This window comes from Nocardioides sp. Soil805, assembly GCF_001429625.1.
Taxonomy (GTDB): Bacteria; Actinomycetota; Actinomycetes; order Propionibacteriales; family Nocardioidaceae; genus Nocardioides.
In genome coordinates, this window is sequence record NZ_LMSU01000001.1 from 284,413 (window position 1) to 300,025 (window position 15,613).

A 15,613-nucleotide genomic window follows, 5' to 3' on the forward strand; every position below is an offset into this window, starting at 1 on the left:
CACGGGTCGTCAGCGCACCGGTGCGCAGCTCGCGCCGCTGCCGTTGCCGCTGAAGCGGTAGTGGGCGGACTCCGACTCGAGCCCGTTCGAGATCGCCACCACCCACACCTCCCCGACCGAGTTGTTGAAGTTGGCGTTCTGGGTGGTGGCCGCGCGCAGGGTCCCGGCGATCGTGGGCTCGGTCGTGGGGTTGGTGTGCCTGATCTGGAAGCCCTGGGGACTCGACGTCGAGGTCCACGTGAGCCTGATCGAGCTGCCCGTGCGGGTGCACGAGGTGGGCACGGGCTTCTCGGGCAGGGCCGGGGCCGCCACGGTGATCCTGCTGGTGCCCGCCACGCTGTCGGTCCAGAAGGCGGAGGTGCCCTCGGGCGCGCGGGCCACCCCGACCCCCACGCCCAGGACCACGACCAGGGCGCCGAGCACCGTGACCCGTTCCGCCCGCCCCGGACGAGCCCCGGCGCGAAGGGACACCAGCACCAGCACGACGGCCACGCCCAGGACCGCGGCCGGTCCGCGGCCCGCGGGTCCGGTCAGTGCCGACAGGACCGCTCCCGCACGCGGCACCGAGACGAACACCCTGTCCGCCGAGCCGAGGAGGTACGTCTCCGCGTCGGCGCTGAGGTTGGCGTCGCCCTTGAGCGTGAGCGCGCCGTCGGCGGCGATCGCGGCGACGCGGTGGGTGACCCGGGTCCCGGCGTCGTCCCGGACGGAGACGACGTCGCCCACCGTGAGGTCCTCCGCGTCCACGGTCCGGGCCAGCGCCAGGGAGCCGGTGGGGATCGCGGGGCCCATCGAGCCCGACTGGAAGACCAGCGGCGTCACCCCCGTGACGGCGAAGAGCAGCGCCACGGCGAGCGAGAGCGCGCCGGCGACGGCGGCGACCGTCAGGGCGAGGCCGCCGACCCTGCGGGGGTACGACGTCGTCGGCGTGGTGGTCAGCTCGATGGGAAGGCCGTGGGTGGTCGTCGGGTCGACCGTGGAGGACGTGTCGGTCATGGCGTCTGGGGGTCCTTCTGAACCGCACGGAAGGTGACCGTGATCGTGGACGAGCCGCTCGCGGGTGCGGTCGGGGCGAGAGTGGCCTGGATGCAGATCTTCTGGCTCGCGCCGGGGACCAGGGTGCGGGGCGTGCCCACGAGCGTCCCGTTGAACGACGTGCCCGTCTGGATCCCGGTGCCGGCGCACGTGAGGCCGCCGCCGGTGGTGGTGGTCGCACCGTCGGTCGTGACCTTGGCGGTGAGGGCGGCGGTGGTCCCGGCCGGGGAGCCGTCCGCGGCGGTGGCAGCGATCGTGTAGAGCATGGTCGCGTGGTCGGCGACGCTGGCGTTGCTGATCGTGAAGACGGCGGCGGTGCTGGTGCCGGGGATCATCGCGTCGACGCGGAGGCCGGCCTCGGCCAGGGCGTCGCCGCCGTTGACCTTGAGGTCGAAGGAGCCGGCGACGACGGGGCCCGCGCTGATCACGGCCCTCGACGACCAGGAGGCCATGGTGTTGACCCCGAGCGGCGCGACGAGGACGCCCAGCGCGAGGACGGCACGGAACCGTACCGACCGGATGGTCCCGGGCACGTGCCGGGGACGGCGGAGCTCAGGCAGTCGCATGCCAGGTCCCGTCCACGTCGCCCTCGCGACGACGCCGGGCGAGGACGAGTGCCAGACCGGCGCCGATCAGCGCCGCGGCGCCGAGCAGGGACGCCCGGACCTCGGGTGCTCCCGTCGCCGGCAGGACCCCGTCCGGCGTCGTCGACCCGCCGCCGGTCGACCCGCCGCCGGTCGCCCCACCCTCGGTGGTCCCGTCCTCGGTGCCGTCGTCCTGCCGCACGGTGGCGTCGGTGAGCCGCAGCCGGAAGTCGACCGGGAGCACGAGGTCCTGCGCCTCGTTGCCGGCGTCGGTGAACGCCAGCCGCACCTCGACGCGGGCGCTCCCGTCGACGGGCAGGTCCTCGGTCGAGAGCCGGTAGTCGGTGTCGAGGTCCTCGACGGCGGTCCACGCCTGGTCGTCGAGCCGCGCGTGGATGGTGACCAGCCCGTGGCCGAGCAGTCCGTCCGGGTCGTCGCTCAGGACCGCCAGGGAGAAGTCCGCGGACGTCTCGCCGCCGTTGCGGACGTGGAACGCCACCACCCTGGTGTCCCCCGGCACCCAGCGGACGCCGGCGTCGAGGACGCCTCCGCCGAGCGTGTGGGACCAGGAGCGGCCGTCGCGGCTCAGCTCGAGCTGCTCATCGGCGGCGGCGGCCGGGAGGACGGTCGCCAGCAGGCCCAGCAGGCCCAGCGCCGTCGCTGCGACGAGGCGCCTCACGCGGCACTCTCCGCGAGGGCATCCTGGCGCCGTCGGCGCGGCCGGGTCGAGGCGCTGACGAACTGGTAGCCGGCGTAGCCGAGGAGCAGGGCCGCCGCGACGTACACCGCCAGCTGCCGCTGCTGCCCGCTCATGAGGAGGTTGACCCGACCCAGGTGGGGCACGGAGTACCAGCGCGCGCCCCGGACCTGGACCGGCCGGACCGTGCGCGCGTCGGGCGCGCTGTTGGCGTCGCCCTGGGTGGTGAAGCGGAGCTCGCCGCGGGCGTCGACCCCGACGCCGGTCACCCGGTGGGTGACCACGGTCGGCCTGCCCGACTCGAGCTGGTAGGTGATCACCGTCCCGACCCCGATGTCGGCGGGCTCGATGGGCCTGACGACGACCAGGGTGCCCGGAGGCATCCCGGGCTGCATCGAGCCGGTGAGGACCGTGTACGGCGTCGCGCCGCCGAGCCGTGGGACGACCACGGCGACGGCGAGGAGCGACACCATGACCAGGATGACCAGCCAGGCGAACACCTGGCCGGCCCATCCCAGCACGGACCTCATCGGCTCGATCCCCCTCGGCCCGGACTCAGGCGTTCGGGTCGATCTGGACCAGGGAGACGGCGATGTCGTCGAGGGCCGCGGTCGATCCCTGCATGGTGTTGATGTTGACCGCGGGCGAACCGGTCTCGGCGGTCCCGAACGGGAACGTCACGGTGATCTTCGCCGTGACCGTCTTGCCGTTGTCGGCCGCGGTCACGACCGCCGGGGACGTCATGTCGGCCGCGCCGAGCTTGTAGGCGACGGTGACGTCGGCCTTCACGTTGGCGCCGGTGGCGACGGTCTGCGGAGCGGTGAGGGTGGCCTTCAGGTTGTCACCCGCGCCGCGGACCACGAACGTGCAGTTCTTGGTGACCACGTCGCCGGGGACGAAGCGCACCACCGTGCCGGTGTTCGCGACGCTGCCCGCGTAGGTCCAGTCCGCGTCGCACGACGGGGTGTCGAGCGACAGGTTGCCGGCGGTGACGTCGCCGCCCTTGATGGTCTCGCCGTCGCTCCAGTAGGCCAGCGAGCCGGCGCCGCCGAGCAGGAGGACGGCAGCAGCGGAGGCCGCGAACGCGCCCTTGGTCGTCTTGTTCATGGAAGTTCCTTCGACTCGGATGAGGTCCAAGGGCCGAGAAGCGTGCCCCCGTCGGAGCCCCAGGTCCGGGCTCCCGACCGGAAGCCTGTGGCCGGCGACCGAGCGCGACGGCGCGGCTGTCATCCGGTGCACGGCTCGTGGAGCGCCTGTTCCCGGGCTGTGGTCCTCGTCCGCGAAGTGGTCTGGACCATGTGGCCGTCGCGGGCATCTGCGGGGCGTCGTGGAGCTCCACGTCGAGCGGGTGCGGGTACGACGAAGCCCCGACGCCGAGGGCGTCGGGGCTTGGTCGAAGCAGGGTGGAGCGCGTCAGGCGGACCTCACCAGCCGCGCTCGGCGAGCCGGTGCGGCTGCGGGATCTCGTCCACGTTGATGCCGACCATGGCCTCGCCGAGACCGCGGCTGACCTTGGCGACCACGTCGGGGTCGTCGAAGAACGTCGTGGCCTTGACGATCGCCTCGGCGCGCTGGGCGGGGTTGCCGGACTTGAAGATGCCCGAGCCGACGAAGACGCCCTCGGCGCCGAGCTGCATCATCATGGCCGCGTCGGCCGGGGTCGCGATGCCACCGGCGGTGAAGAGCACGACCGGCAGCTTGCCCGTCTGCGCCACCTCCTTGACCAGGTCGTACGGCGCCTGGAGCTCCTTGGCAGCGACGTACAGCTCGTCCTCGGGGAGGCCGTGCAGGCGGCGCAGCTCGGCACCGATGGTGCGCATGTGCATGACCGCGTTGGACACGTCGCCCGTGCCGGCCTCGCCCTTGGAGCGGATCATCGCCGCGCCCTCGGTGATGCGCCGCAGCGCCTCGCCGAGGTTGGTGGCACCGCACACGAAGGGCACCGTGAAGTGCCACTTGTCGATGTGGTTGGCGTAGTCGGCCGGCGTCAGCACCTCGGACTCGTCGATGTAGTCGACGCCGAGGGACTGCAGCACCTGGGCCTCGGCGAAGTGGCCGATGCGGGCCTTGGCCATCACCGGGATCGACACGGCCTCGATGATGGAGTCGATCATGTCGGGGTCGCTCATCCGCGACACGCCGCCCTGGGCGCGGATGTCGGCGGGGACCCGCTCGAGGGCCATGACGGCGACGGCGCCGGCGTCCTCGGCGATCTTGGCCTGGTCGGCGGTGACGACGTCCATGATGACGCCGCCCTTCAGCATCTCGGCCATCCCGCGCTTGACGCGCGAGGTGCCGGTGGTGGGGGTCTGCAGGGAGTCGGACATGCCCCAATCCTAGGGCGGCGACGCGCCGGACCCCACGTCGGGATCAGGGCTGGGAGGCCGCCCGGGCGAGGGCCTGCCGGCGGACCGTCCAGATGCGCTGGCACACGGTGACGGTCGCCGCCACCGCCAGGACCAGCACCGCGGCCTGGAGCAGCCACGGCAGGTCGAGGACGTCGGCGAAGAAGGCGGGCACCAGGAAGCCCACGAGGCGGTCCGGACGCTCGGCGATGCCCACCTTGGCGTCGTACGCCAGCACGTCGGCCTTGGCGCGGGCGTAGGAGGTGACCGCGCCCATCACGAGGATCACGAGGCACAGCGCCGTGAAGAGCTGGTCCTCGACGACCCAGGCGTAGTAGAGCGCCGCGCCGGCGAACAGGGCGCCGTCGGCGATGCGGTCCAGCGTCGAGTCCAGGAACGCCCCGAAGTCGTCGGTGCGCCCGGACTTGCGGGCCATCGCACCGTCGATGAGGTCGCTGAAGACGAAGGCGGTGATGAACAGGACGCCCTGCCACACCATCCCCTGCGGGAAGAACCACAGCGCGCCGACGCTCAGCCCGAGGGTGCCGACCAGCGTCACGACGTCGGGGCTGATGCCGAGCCGGATGAAGAGGTCGACGAAGGGGGCCAGGGCCTTGCCCTGCCAGAACGCCTTGAACCTCTCGAGCACAGGCGGCAGGCTACCCGGCCGAGAGCGCCGCGCAGACCTCGGCCACCGCGGTGGGCACCCCGGCGACGTACCAGTCGACCCCGCCCGCGCGCACGACCCGGGAATCGCCCCCGACGCCGCGGATGAGGGCCTCCCCGGGCAGCCGGTCCCAGTCGGGCACCGAGTGCTGGAAGAGGACGTCGCACCGGCCGCGGGCGATCGCGACCGCGTCCATGGTCCCCGACCCCATCATCCGCAGGGTCGCCACGCCGGAGACGGCGCGCTGGAAGGCCGCGCCCACCTCGCCGTCGTAGAAGGGCGGGTGGAGGTACGTCGTCGCGCAGGACTCCGCCAGCGGTCGGTCCTCGAGCGGTGCCAGCGGTGTGCCGTTGCACGTCGTCGGCAGGCCCGGCCCGCCGGTGAACGTCTCGGCCAGGGCGGGGTGGTGGACGGCGCCGAGCACCAGGTCCTCACCGTCGACCAGGGCGAGGGCACTGCACCACCAGTCGAGGCCCCGGTGGAAGTTGTAGGTCCCGTCGACCGGGTCGATCACCCACGCCCGGCCGCTCGCGCCGGCCACGTCGGTGCCCTCCTCCCCCACGACCGAGTCGTCGGGTCGCCGGCGCCGGAGGGTCTCCACGACGTGGGCCTCGGCCGCCTTGTCCGCCGCGGTGACGATGTCCGACACGTGCGACTTCTGCTCGGTCTCCAGGCCGCCGGGGGCCTCGAGGCCCTCCCGGCGCATCCGGGCGGCGAGGGTGCCGGCCTCACGGACGAGCAATCCGGCCAGGTCCGCGTCATCCACGACCGCGACGCTACCGGTCCGCGACGTCGACGCGGTGACCGGCGGGTGGCGGGGCGGCGTACTGTGGCCGCACGGAGCCATCCAGGCTTCCGACCAGGGAGTCCCGATGGCCGACAAGTCGCCACGGCAGGGCATGTCCAAGAAGTCCGGAAAGTCCATCAAGGAGAAGCGGGCCGAGAAGCACGCGAAGGCCGCCGGGGCGAGCACCGCCGTCGAGGGCCTGACTCCCAAGAAGAAGTGAGTCCGCACCAGTGAGCCTGCTCAGCCTCGGCGTCATCGGGACCTCCGCCAAGGAGAACGAGCACCGCCTCCCCGTCCACCCCGAGCACCTGCCCCGGCTCGCTCCCGAGATCGCCGCGCGGGTCACGCTCGAGCACGGGTACGGCGAGCGCTTCGGGCGATCCGACGCGGAGCTGGCCGAGCACGTCGCCGGCTTCGCGTCCCGCGACGAGATCATCGCCGGCTCCGACGTGGTGGTCCTGCCGAAGCCCCAGCACGAGGACGTGGCGAGCATGCGGCCCGGCCAGGTGCTCTGGGGCTGGCCGCACTGCGTGCAGGACCCGGAGCTGACGCAGCTGGCGATCGACCGCGAGCTGACCCTGATCGCCTTCGAGGCGATGAACCACTGGACGGTCGACGGTCGCTTCGGGCTGCACGTGTTCCACAAGAACAACGAGCTCGCGGGCTACTGCTCGGTGCTGCAGGCGATGCAGCTCACCGGCATCACCGGCACCTATGGTCGCCGGCTCAGCGCCGTGGTGATCGGCTTCGGCGCCACCGCCCGCGGGGCGGTCACGGCGCTGAACGCCCACGGGGTCAGCGACGTTGCCGTGCTCACCAACCGCGGGGTCGCCGCCGTCGGCTCCCCCATCCACTCGGTGCTGATCCGCCAGTTCGACCGCGACCCGGTCGACACGTCCGTGAGCCACGTGATCACCGACCGGGGCCGCGAGCCCCTGGCCGCCTACCTCGCCGAGAACGACATCGTCGTCAACTGCACGCTCCAGGACCCGGCCGCGCCGCTCACCTACCTGCGCACCGAGGACCTCGCCGCGTTCCGACAGGGCAGCCTCATCGTGGACGTCTCGTGCGACGAGGGGATGGGCTTCTCGTGGGCCGTCCCCACGACCTTCGACGAGCCGATGTTCGACGTCGCGGACCGGGTGCACTACTACGCGGTCGACCACAGCCCGTCGTACCTGTGGAACTCCGCGACCTGGGAGAACAGCGAGGCGCTGCTGCCGTTCGTGGAGACGGTCATGTCCGGGCCCGATGCCTGGGACGCCAACGAGCCGATCAGCCGCGCCATCGAGATCCGGGACGGCCGCATCCAGAACCCCGCCATCCTGTCCTTCCAGGGACGTGCGGCGGAGTACCCCCACCCGGTCGAGCGGTCCTGAGGGCTGGTCAGTCGACCCAGGCCTCCGCGAGGAGTGCGCGGGTGTCCTCGAGCAGCTGCGGCAGGGTCTTGGTCCCGCCGATCACGGTGATGAAGTTGGCGTCCCCCGACCAGCGCGGCACGACGTGCTGGTGCAGGTGGTCGGCCAGCGATCCCCCGGCCGGGCCGCCGAGGTTGATGCCGACGTTGAAGGCGTGCGGTTCGCTGACGCTGCGGATGGTGCGGATGGCCCGCTGCGTCATCCCCATCAGCTCGGCGGACTCCTGATCGGTGAGGTCCTCGAGGTCGGCGACGTGCCGGTAGGGCAGCACCATCAGGTGTCCGGGGTTGTAGGGGTGCAGGTTGAGCACGGCGTACGTCGCCTCGCCCCGCGCCACGACGAGGCTGCCCTCGTCGTCCCCCTCGGGGATGCGGCAGAAGGGGCAGCCGTCGGCGGTCGTGTCCGAGCGGACGTAGGCCATCCGGTACGGCGTCCACAGCCGGGTCAGGCCGTCGGGATCCGGCACGGCGGACGTCTCCTCACCGTTGTCACCCATGCCGGGAGCCTAGTGGGCCGGTAGGGTCCGTTCGTGACCCCGGTCCTGCGCCCCGCCACCGCGGACGACGCCGACCAGGTCGCCGCCGTGTTCCACCGCGGCTGGCACGACGGCCACCGTGGCCACGTCCCGGACGGCCTGACCCAGCGGCGTACTCCCGAGGCGTTCGGCGCGCGCGTGGCGCTGCGGATCGCGGAGACGACCGACACGACCGTGGCCGAGGTCGACGGCGTCGTGGCGGGCTTCGTCATGGTCTCGGGGGACGAGGTCGAGCAGGTCTACGTCGACCGGGCGTGGCGCGGCACCGGGCTGGCCGAGGTGCTGCTCGACGAGGCCGAGCGGCAGGTCGCCGAGGCGGGCCACCCGACGGCCTGGCTCGCCGTCGTGGTCGGCAACGCGCGGGCCCGGTCGTTCTACGCCCGTCGGGGATGGCGCGACGAGGGCGACCTGCCCTACGAGGTCGTCGCCCTCGGCGAGCGCTTCACCTCGCCGTGCCGGCGCTACGTCAAGGACCTCGCCCGCGACTGACGACCGGTGCCCTCAGACCTGCTCGCGGGACGCGACCGCCTGCTGGACGCGGGCGATGGCCTCCTCGAGGGGCACGCCGTTGTCCTGGCGCCCGTCGCGGTAGCGGAAGGACACGGCGCCCTTCTCGACGTCGTCGTCGCCGGCGATCATCATGAACGGCACCTTCTGCAGCTGTGCGTTGCGGATCTTCTTCTGCATCCGGTCGTCGGAGTCGTCGACCTCGACCCGCAGCCCGGCCAGCTTCATCTGCCGCGCGACGTCGTACAGGTAGTCGTTGTGCCGCTCGGCGATCGGGATCGCCTGGACCTGGACCGGCGCGAGCCAGGGCGGGAAGGCGCCGGCGTAGTGCTCGACCAGCACGCCGAGGAAGCGCTCGATCGAGCCGAACTTGGCCGAGTGGATCATCACCGGCTGCTTCCTGGAGCCGTCGGCGGCGACGTACTCGAGGTTGAAGCGCTCCGCCGAGGGCTGGTTGAAGTCGTACTGCACGGTGCCCATCTGCCAGGTGCGACCGATGGCGTCGCGCGCCTGGACCGAGATCTTCGGGCCGTAGTAGGCCGCCCCGCCCGGGTCGGGCACGAGCTCGAGGCCGGTGGCGGTGGCGACGTCCTCGAGGACCCGGGTCGCGGCGGCCCAGTCCTCGTCGGAGCCGATGAACTTGTCCTTCGAGGCGTCCCGGGTGGAGAGCTCGAGGTAGAAGTCGTCGATGCCGAAGTCGCGCAGCAGGCTCAGCATGAACTCGAGGAGGTGCTGGACCTCGGCCGGGGCCTGCTCGGGGGTGACGTAGGAGTGCGAGTCGTCCTGGGCGAAGCCCCGGACCCGGGTGAGGCCGTGGATGACGCCCGACTTCTCGTGTCGGTAGACGGACCCGAACTCGAAGAGCCGCAGCGGCAGCTCGCGGTAGGACCGCTGCCGGGACCGGAAGATGAGGTTGTGCATCGGGCAGTTCATCGCCTTGATGCGGTAGTCCATCCCGTCCACGTCGAGGGCCGGGAACATGCCCTCGCCGTAGTACGGCAGGTGCCCGGAGGTGTGGAACAGCCCCTCCTTGGCGATGTGGGGGGTGCCGACGTACTCGAAGCCCTCGTCGATGTGGCGCTGGCGGACGTAGTCCTCCATGGCGCGCTTGATCACGCCGCCCTTGGGGTGGAAGACCGGCAGGCCGGAGCCGATCTCGTCGGGGAAGCTGAAGAGGTCGAGGTCGCGGCCGAGCCGGCGGTGGTCGCGGCGCTCCGCCTCCTCGATCCGGTGCAGGTGCTCCTCGAGCGCCTCCTTCGACTCCCACGCGGTGCCGTAGATGCGCTGCAGCTGCTTGTTCTTCTCGTCGCCGCGCCAGTACGCCGCCGCGCTGCGCATCAGCTTGAACGCCGGGATCCGCTTGGTGGTCGGCAGGTGTGGACCGCGGCACAGGTCGGACCAGGCCGCCTGGCCGTCGCGACCGATGTTGTCGTAGATGGTGAGCTCTGCCCCCTCACCACTGTCGACCTCGACGCTGGCGCCCTCGGTGTCGGCGGTGCCGGCCCCGCCCTTGAGGCCGATGAGCTCGAGCTTGTACGGCTCGTCGCGGAGCTCGTTGATCGCGTCGGCGTCGGTGGTGACGCGGCGCTCGAAGCGCTGGTTGGCCTTGATGATCTTCCGCATCGCGGTCTCGATCTTCACCAGGTCCTCCGGCACGAACGGGGTCTCGACGTCGAAGTCGTAGTAGAAGCCGTTCTCCACCGGCGGGCCGATGCCCAGGCGCGCCTCGGGCCAGATCTGCTGCACGGCCTGGGCCATCACGTGCGCGGTCGAGTGCCGCAGGATGTCGCGGCCGTCCTGGCTGCCGATCTCGACACCCTCGACCTCGTCCCCGTCCTGCAGCACGTGGGCCAGGTCCCTGAGGTCCCCGCCGACGCGGGCCGCGATGACGTCGGCGTCGTCGGAGAAGAGCTCCCAGGCCTTGGTGCCCGTCGTCAGGGTCTGCTCCTCACGCTGACCAGCGTGGGTGCGGACGACCTTGATCTCGGACACGGGGTGCTCCTTGCGGTGGTGGCGTGGCGTGACTGCCGGCTCGGTGAGCGGGCTCCTCGATGCTATCGGCCGGACCGGAGGGGGCTCACCCCGGTTTCGCCGCCCGGTCCCGGCTCGGCGCGGCCACCAGTAGCCTGCGCCCATGTCCCGCATGGTGATCCGCCCCCGTCTCGCCCGCGCCGTCCTGCGACTGGTGCGCTGGCGCACCGAGGGGACACTGCCCTCCCACGGCATCGTGGTGGGCGCCCCGCACACCTCCAACTGGGACTGGGTCTTCTCGCTGCTCCTCGCCTGGAGCCAGGGCCGACAGCCGCGCATCATGGTGAAGCAGGAGTTCTTCCGCGGTCCGCTCGCCCCGGTGATGCGGGCGACCGGCGCGGTGTCCATCGACCGGTCCGACCCCGCCGCCGACATCCGGGCGCTGATCGAGGAGATCGGGGCCTCCGACGACTTCCTGCTCGCCATCGCCGCGGAGGGCACCCGCAGCCGCACCGACCACTGGAAGTCGGGCTTCTACCGGCTCTCCCAGCAGACCGGCCTGCCGATCACGCTGGCCTTCATGGACGGACCGTCGCGCACGGTCGGCTCGGGCCCGACGTTCACCCCGACCGGCGACCTGGCCGCCGACATGGACCTGATCCGCGCCTTCTACGCCGACAAGCACGGCCTGCACCCCGAGAAGCGCACCGAGCCGCGGCTGCGCAACGAGGGCGCTGCCGGCGACCACACCTGACGGCTACGCGCGCCCGGCGATGATCCGCTCCATGGCGGCGATGGAGCGCGTCGTCGACACGTGGTGCACGGCGTGCCAGCCGACGGCGCGCGCGCCGACCACCCGTTCCACGGTGTCGTCGAGGAAGAGGACCTCCTCGGGTCGTACGCCGAGCCGGTCCGCCGTCAGCGCGTAGACCGCCGGGTCCGGCTTGGCCAGCCCGACCTCGTGGGAGTAGACGAGCTCGTCGACGACCGCCTCGAAGCCGTGGCACCGCTCCCGCTCCCGGGCCCCCGGGCTGGAGTTGGACAAGATCGCGGTGAGCCGGTGCGGCCGCTGCGCCACGAACCAGTCGAACAGCGGCTGGTCGAGCGTGCCGACGTACCAGCGCCAGTAGTCCTCCTCGAGGCCGGCCGCGTCCTCCGGGGTGAGCCCGAGGCGGATGCGCCAGTGGTCCAGCACCTCGGGCCAGGTCACCTCCCCGATCGCCGGGTCCCCGGGCAGGCCGTCGAGGCGGTCGGCGAACTCGTCCGCCGACAAGCCCAGCCGTGCGGGCCAGGGCCCCGGGAAGACGGTGTCGTCGATCACCTCGAGGACTCCCCCGATGTCGAGGACCACAGCCCTGATCGCTCCGCTGCGCTCTGCACGGCTCCACCCTGCCCGACCGGGCCTGGTCCACACCTCTGTGGACCGGACGAGATCACACCGCTCGCCGTACGTGGTCGCGGCCACCGCTGTGCCATGCTGGAGGACAGGCGGGCGACCTCGGGCACACCTGCCGCTCCGGACAGCCCGCTCGCTCGAAAGGACACGACATGGACTTCGACTCCGCCAACAAGTCGTGCTCCTTCTGCGGCTTCCAGGGCACGTCCGAGACGCGGTTCGCCGGCGGGCTCGGCGCCATGATGTGCGTCGACTGCCTGGAGTTCTACCACCACAAGTTCAGCTCGCCGGAGCGCCTCGAGACCATCTCGCGTCCCCCGTGGGACAAGATGTCCGACACCGAGATCCTGGCCAAGCTCCCGCTGATCGCCGACACGGCGACGCAGGTCAACGGCTTCCTCGGCGAGTGGGTGCAGATGGCCCGGGAGCGCAACCTCTCCTGGGCCGAGATCGGCCAGGCGCTCGGTGTGTCCCGCCAGGCGGCCTGGGAGCGCTTCGCCGGCAGCAAGGTGCGCAAGAACAGCAGCACCGCCTGAGAAGACAGTCGTGGGTCGGGCTCACCCCCGTGAAACCCAACCCACGACTGCGTCAAGCATACCCTGACGGACCGGCGCACGTCGTGCAAGTCCGGCGGAGAGTCGTGGTCAGCACGTTGTTGCCCCGTGGCCGCCCGGCGAGGATGCTCGAGGGTGGGGTCCCCGGTTCGACGACCAGGAAGGGCGCGGACGCATGTGTCGCCTGCTCGGCTACGTCGCACGGCGCCCGACGTCGGTCGTCGACGTGCTCGGCGAGGACGAGTTCGAGGCCTTCACCGCGCTGACCGCGGTGCACGGTGACGGGTGGGGCATGGCCTGGCAGGACCCGGACGACCACACCATCCGCCGCCGGACGTCCGCCTCGTCGGCGACCCAGGACCCGGCGTACTCGCGACTGGCCCACCAGTCGTTGGGCCGGGCCGGCATGCTGCACCTGCGCTGGGCGACCCCGGGGCTCCCGGTGACGCCGGAGAACACGCACCCGTTCGTCGAGGACGGCTACGCGTTCGCGCACAACGGGCACATCTCGCCGGTCGACCGGCTCGAGGGCCTGCTCACCGAGCGCTCGCGCGCGGCACTGCGCGGCACCACCGACAGCGAGCGGTACTTCCGGTTCGTCCTCCAGCACGTCGCCGACCGCGGTGACGACGCCGACGGGCTGCGCCAGGCCCTCGGCGTGCTGGTGCAGCACTTCCCGCGAGCCAGCCTGAACGCGCTGCTGCTCACCCCCACCCACATGTTCGGGGTGCACATCAACTCGCGGGCGCCCGCGCCGGTCGAGGGCCTGCAGGAGCTCTTCGCCGACGACGACGAGATCCCGCCCCGGCACACCGACGACTACTTCGCGATGGACTTCCGGGTCACCCCCGACGCCGTGCACGTCATCTCCAGCGGGATCGACCCCGAGGGCTGGACGCCCGTGCCCGAGGACACCGCGACGGCGGTCGACCTCGCCACGCTCGAGCGCACGCGCCTCGACCTCTGAGTGCCGGCTCCGGCCTACTGCGCGACCCACTCGGTGAAGCTGCGCGGCTCGCCGAGCCAGTCGACGAGGCCCGTGCTGGTGCCGTCACTGCGGGTGCCGGACACGCGGACGGCCACCCGGACCTGCTCGGGCGATCCGATCGCCTCGCGCGAGATCCGCATCCGGACCTGCTCCTTCGCGTAGTCCAGTCGCATCCGGTAGGAGCCGTCCACCGGCGCGCCCCACAAGCTGTGGCCGAAGCCGTCGGTGTGCAGCAGCTGGTAGTCGGTGCCGTCGAAGTAGCCGCCGACGAAGACGTACTCCGGACCCGCGGCCGACTCGTCGGTGTCGAGGTAGACCGCGCCGGCCGACCCGGTGCGGAACGAGGGACGCAGGTTGGTGTGGGTGGTGGTGACCACCACGTTGTCGGCGCGGTGGTCGACGACGACCGAGCGCAGGTCGACCCCGTGACCGATGTCGGCGGGATCCTCGACGCCGATGGCGTTGGCGCTCGCGGGCGCGAGCTGGGACACGGTCAGGGTCAGGGCGGCGACCGACAGGGCGGCCGAGCTCAGGATCGTGGTGCGCATGGGCGTGTTCCGTTTCTCGTGTACTGGCCCCGTCGTGTCGGGGCAGCAGGAGGACGCCTGCACGGTGCGCGAGGGTTGCTCGCGACGTCCCACCGGTCTGGACCAGCACCCGGGACCGGTGGGCACCAGGCCTTGAAGCGCGGTGTCCTGGAGGAGCACGATGACACCGTGATCCGACCCGCAGCGGAGGACGACGAGTACGAGGCCTGGCGCGACCTCCAGGACGTGCTCGAGGCCCGCGACGCGGAGTGGTGGGCCGAGCAGGCCGCCGACGAGGAGTGACCGCTCGCGACCCCACGCAAGAGCCCCCGATCCGGCGCTCTCGCGGGTCGGGGGCTGCGTGGGGATGGTGGGCGATACTGGGTTCGAACCAGTGACCTCTTCGGTGTGAACGAAGCGCGCTACCACTGCGCCAATCGCCCGCTGTGCGGGTGCCGGGGAACTCTAACCCATCGTCGCAGGCGACTCGGAATCGCCCTCGCGACGCAGCGCGGCCACGGCCTCGGGCTTGTCGTGGAAGCGCCGGTAGCTGTAGACGATGAGCGCCACGGCGATGAACGCGGAGGCGATCTGCGTGATGCCGGTCCACAGTCCGCCGGGAAGCCACCAGGAGTCGGCGAGGGGCCACCAGTCGGGGGCCGGGGGGTAGTAGATCCACAGCACGCCGCAGGCCGCCAGCACCAGGGCGCCCAGGACCGAGGCGACGATGCGCGGCCAGGTCTCGACTCCCTCGGCCGCTCCCCGCAGCGCACGGATGCGGACGGGCTCCACCCGCCGCTCGGCCCAGTCGTACTGCTGGGACAGCAGGGCCAGCCCGGCGAAGATGCCCAGCAGCCCCGGTCCGGGCAGGAAGATCGCCGCCACTCCGGCCAGCAGCAGCACCCACCCCAGCGTCTCCAGCACCAGCCGCTTGGCGGCGCCGCCGCCCGGGACGGCCATCAGGATTTCATCCAGCGTGTCGGTGCAGGGAAGATGGCATCTGCCTGCTTTGCTGCGCTCACGTGATGACCCTACGGGTACGGCTCAACGTGAGACGTAGCCCACCACGGACTGGGTCGTTGAACCCACGTCATAGGTCGGTCCCCCCGCCGTCCTACCCACCGAGGGAGGGTCCGTGTGGTCGGGCACCTCGAGAGAGAGTGGAGACACATGCGCGAGATCATCTCGGACGTCGCCGTGGACGTGACGATGTACTGCCGGGACCTCGACGGCCAGTGCTACGAGCTGGACGCCGTCCTCGGGTACGCCCGCTCCGACGCCTTCGCCGTCACCATGACGTTCGGCGACGTCGACCCCCTGGTCACCTGGACCTTCGGTCGCGACCTGCTGATGCGCGGCATCACCCACCCGATCGGTGAGGGTGACGTGCGGATCTGCCCGTCGCTCAACGACGACGGCGTCGCGATCGTCCAGATCGAGCTCTGCAGCCCCGACGGGCACCTGCTCCTCGAGACCCGCACCGACGACATCACCCACTTCATCGGGCGCACCGTCGACGTGTGCCCGCCGGGTGTCGAGGCCGAGCACCTCGACGTCGACCAGATGATCGCGCAGCTGCTGGAGATCTGACCCCGGCTCCCG

The 15,613-nt window shown here is 71.7% G+C and carries 20 protein-coding genes and 1 tRNA gene; 7 read left to right on the plus strand and 14 right to left on the minus strand.

Annotated features, from left to right (window positions below; genetic code table 11):
* Positions 1-9 precede the first annotated feature (9 nt).
* From ASG94_RS22110 to ASG94_RS01475, 8 genes are all read right to left on the minus strand, one after another.
* Entirely contained in the window at positions 10-996 is a 987-nt protein-coding gene (locus ASG94_RS22110) for a signal peptidase I (RefSeq protein WP_056924662.1), read from the minus strand.
* A complete protein-coding gene (locus ASG94_RS01445) occupies positions 993-1,601 on the minus strand; it encodes a hypothetical protein (protein WP_056924663.1) in 609 nt (202 codons plus the stop codon). Before ASG94_RS01445 ends, ASG94_RS22110 begins: the two co-directional genes overlap by 4 nt.
* Positions 1,588-2,298 carry an LPXTG cell wall anchor domain-containing protein gene (locus tag ASG94_RS01450; protein ID WP_056924664.1) on the minus strand — a complete coding sequence of 237 codons (711 nt, stop codon included), beginning with the start codon at positions 2,296-2,298 and terminating at the stop codon, positions 1,588-1,590. The genes ASG94_RS01445 and ASG94_RS01450 overlap by 14 nt, the downstream gene beginning before the upstream one ends.
* Positions 2,295-2,846 carry a signal peptidase I gene (locus ASG94_RS01455; protein WP_056924665.1) on the minus strand — a complete coding sequence of 184 codons (552 nt, stop codon included), beginning with the start codon at positions 2,844-2,846 and terminating at the stop codon, positions 2,295-2,297. Before ASG94_RS01455 ends, ASG94_RS01450 begins: the two co-directional genes overlap by 4 nt.
* 25 nt (positions 2,847-2,871) lie before the next feature.
* A complete protein-coding gene (locus ASG94_RS01460; RefSeq protein WP_056924666.1) occupies positions 2,872-3,423 on the minus strand; it encodes an alternate-type signal peptide domain-containing protein in 552 nt (183 codons plus the stop codon).
* A gap of 317 nt (positions 3,424-3,740) precedes the next feature.
* Positions 3,741-4,643 (minus strand): pyridoxal 5'-phosphate synthase lyase subunit PdxS, encoded by a 903-nt coding sequence (gene pdxS / locus ASG94_RS01465; protein ID WP_056924667.1) that lies wholly within the window; start codon positions 4,641-4,643, stop codon positions 3,741-3,743.
* A 43-nt stretch (positions 4,644-4,686) separates the two neighbouring features.
* Positions 4,687-5,310 carry a phosphatidylinositol phosphate synthase gene (gene pgsA, locus ASG94_RS01470; protein ID WP_056924668.1) on the minus strand — a complete coding sequence of 208 codons (624 nt, stop codon included), beginning with the start codon at positions 5,308-5,310 and terminating at the stop codon, positions 4,687-4,689.
* Between the two features lie 10 nt (positions 5,311-5,320).
* Entirely contained in the window at positions 5,321-6,094 is a 774-nt protein-coding gene (locus tag ASG94_RS01475; RefSeq protein ID WP_056924669.1) for an inositol monophosphatase family protein, read from the minus strand.
* Positions 6,095-6,200: 106 nt separating this feature from the next.
* Between ASG94_RS01475 and ASG94_RS22510 the strand changes: the two genes are divergently transcribed.
* Both ASG94_RS22510 and ASG94_RS01480 read left to right on the plus strand, forming a co-directional pair.
* Complete coding sequence (locus ASG94_RS22510) at positions 6,201-6,335, plus strand: hypothetical protein (protein ID WP_268788551.1); 135 nt, start codon at positions 6,201-6,203, stop codon at positions 6,333-6,335.
* Between the two features lie 10 nt (positions 6,336-6,345).
* On the plus strand, positions 6,346-7,494 hold the full coding sequence (locus ASG94_RS01480) for a N(5)-(carboxyethyl)ornithine synthase (RefSeq protein ID WP_056924670.1): 1,149 nt from the start codon (positions 6,346-6,348) through the stop codon (positions 7,492-7,494).
* A gap of 7 nt (positions 7,495-7,501) precedes the next feature.
* Here the strand turns inward: ASG94_RS01480 and ASG94_RS01485 are convergent, their stop codons facing one another.
* Positions 7,502-8,029: an HIT family protein gene (locus ASG94_RS01485; RefSeq protein WP_056924671.1), complete on the minus strand. Its 528-nt coding sequence runs from the start codon at positions 8,027-8,029 to the stop codon at positions 7,502-7,504.
* Positions 8,030-8,062: 33 nt separating this feature from the next.
* On the opposite strand from ASG94_RS01485, the gene ASG94_RS01490 reads away from it, so the two are divergent.
* Positions 8,063-8,557 (plus strand): GNAT family N-acetyltransferase, encoded by a 495-nt coding sequence (locus tag ASG94_RS01490; RefSeq protein WP_056924672.1) that lies wholly within the window; start codon positions 8,063-8,065, stop codon positions 8,555-8,557.
* A gap of 12 nt (positions 8,558-8,569) precedes the next feature.
* Here ASG94_RS01490 and thrS read toward each other — a convergent pair whose 3' ends face one another.
* Complete coding sequence (thrS, locus tag ASG94_RS01495; protein ID WP_056924673.1) at positions 8,570-10,567, minus strand: threonine--tRNA ligase; 1,998 nt, start codon at positions 10,565-10,567, stop codon at positions 8,570-8,572.
* 142 nt (positions 10,568-10,709) lie between these two features.
* Here thrS and ASG94_RS01500 point away from each other — a divergent pair, with 142 nt between their 5' ends.
* Positions 10,710-11,300, plus strand: a complete 591-nt coding sequence (locus ASG94_RS01500) for a 1-acyl-sn-glycerol-3-phosphate acyltransferase (RefSeq protein ID WP_056924674.1) — start codon at positions 10,710-10,712, stop codon at positions 11,298-11,300.
* A 3-nt stretch (positions 11,301-11,303) separates the two neighbouring features.
* On the opposite strand, the gene ASG94_RS01505 is transcribed toward ASG94_RS01500, so the two are convergent.
* Positions 11,304-11,897, minus strand: a complete 594-nt coding sequence (locus ASG94_RS01505) for an HAD-IA family hydrolase (RefSeq protein WP_056924675.1) — start codon at positions 11,895-11,897, stop codon at positions 11,304-11,306.
* A 197-nt stretch (positions 11,898-12,094) separates the two neighbouring features.
* Here ASG94_RS01505 and ASG94_RS01510 point away from each other — a divergent pair, with 197 nt between their 5' ends.
* Together ASG94_RS01510 and ASG94_RS01515 are read left to right on the plus strand one after the other, a co-directional pair.
* A complete protein-coding gene (locus tag ASG94_RS01510; RefSeq protein WP_056924676.1) occupies positions 12,095-12,478 on the plus strand; it encodes an AsnC family protein in 384 nt (127 codons plus the stop codon).
* Between the two features lie 193 nt (positions 12,479-12,671).
* Positions 12,672-13,463, plus strand: a complete 792-nt coding sequence (locus tag ASG94_RS01515; RefSeq protein WP_056924677.1) for a class II glutamine amidotransferase — start codon at positions 12,672-12,674, stop codon at positions 13,461-13,463.
* A gap of 14 nt (positions 13,464-13,477) precedes the next feature.
* Here the strand turns inward: ASG94_RS01515 and ASG94_RS01520 are convergent, their stop codons facing one another.
* From ASG94_RS01520 to ASG94_RS01530, 3 genes are all read right to left on the minus strand, one after another.
* Positions 13,478-14,032 carry a hypothetical protein gene (locus tag ASG94_RS01520; RefSeq protein ID WP_056924678.1) on the minus strand — a complete coding sequence of 185 codons (555 nt, stop codon included), beginning with the start codon at positions 14,030-14,032 and terminating at the stop codon, positions 13,478-13,480.
* A gap of 347 nt (positions 14,033-14,379) precedes the next feature.
* Positions 14,380-14,454, minus strand: a tRNA-Val gene (locus ASG94_RS01525).
* A gap of 22 nt (positions 14,455-14,476) precedes the next feature.
* Positions 14,477-14,971, minus strand: coding sequence for a PGPGW domain-containing protein (locus ASG94_RS01530; RefSeq protein ID WP_056924679.1), 495 nt, complete (start codon positions 14,969-14,971; stop codon positions 14,477-14,479).
* A gap of 210 nt (positions 14,972-15,181) precedes the next feature.
* Between ASG94_RS01530 and ASG94_RS01535 the strand changes: the two genes are divergently transcribed.
* Positions 15,182-15,601, plus strand: coding sequence for an SsgA family sporulation/cell division regulator (locus ASG94_RS01535; RefSeq protein ID WP_056924680.1), 420 nt, complete (start codon positions 15,182-15,184; stop codon positions 15,599-15,601).
* The last annotated feature ends 12 nt before the right edge of the window (positions 15,602-15,613 follow it).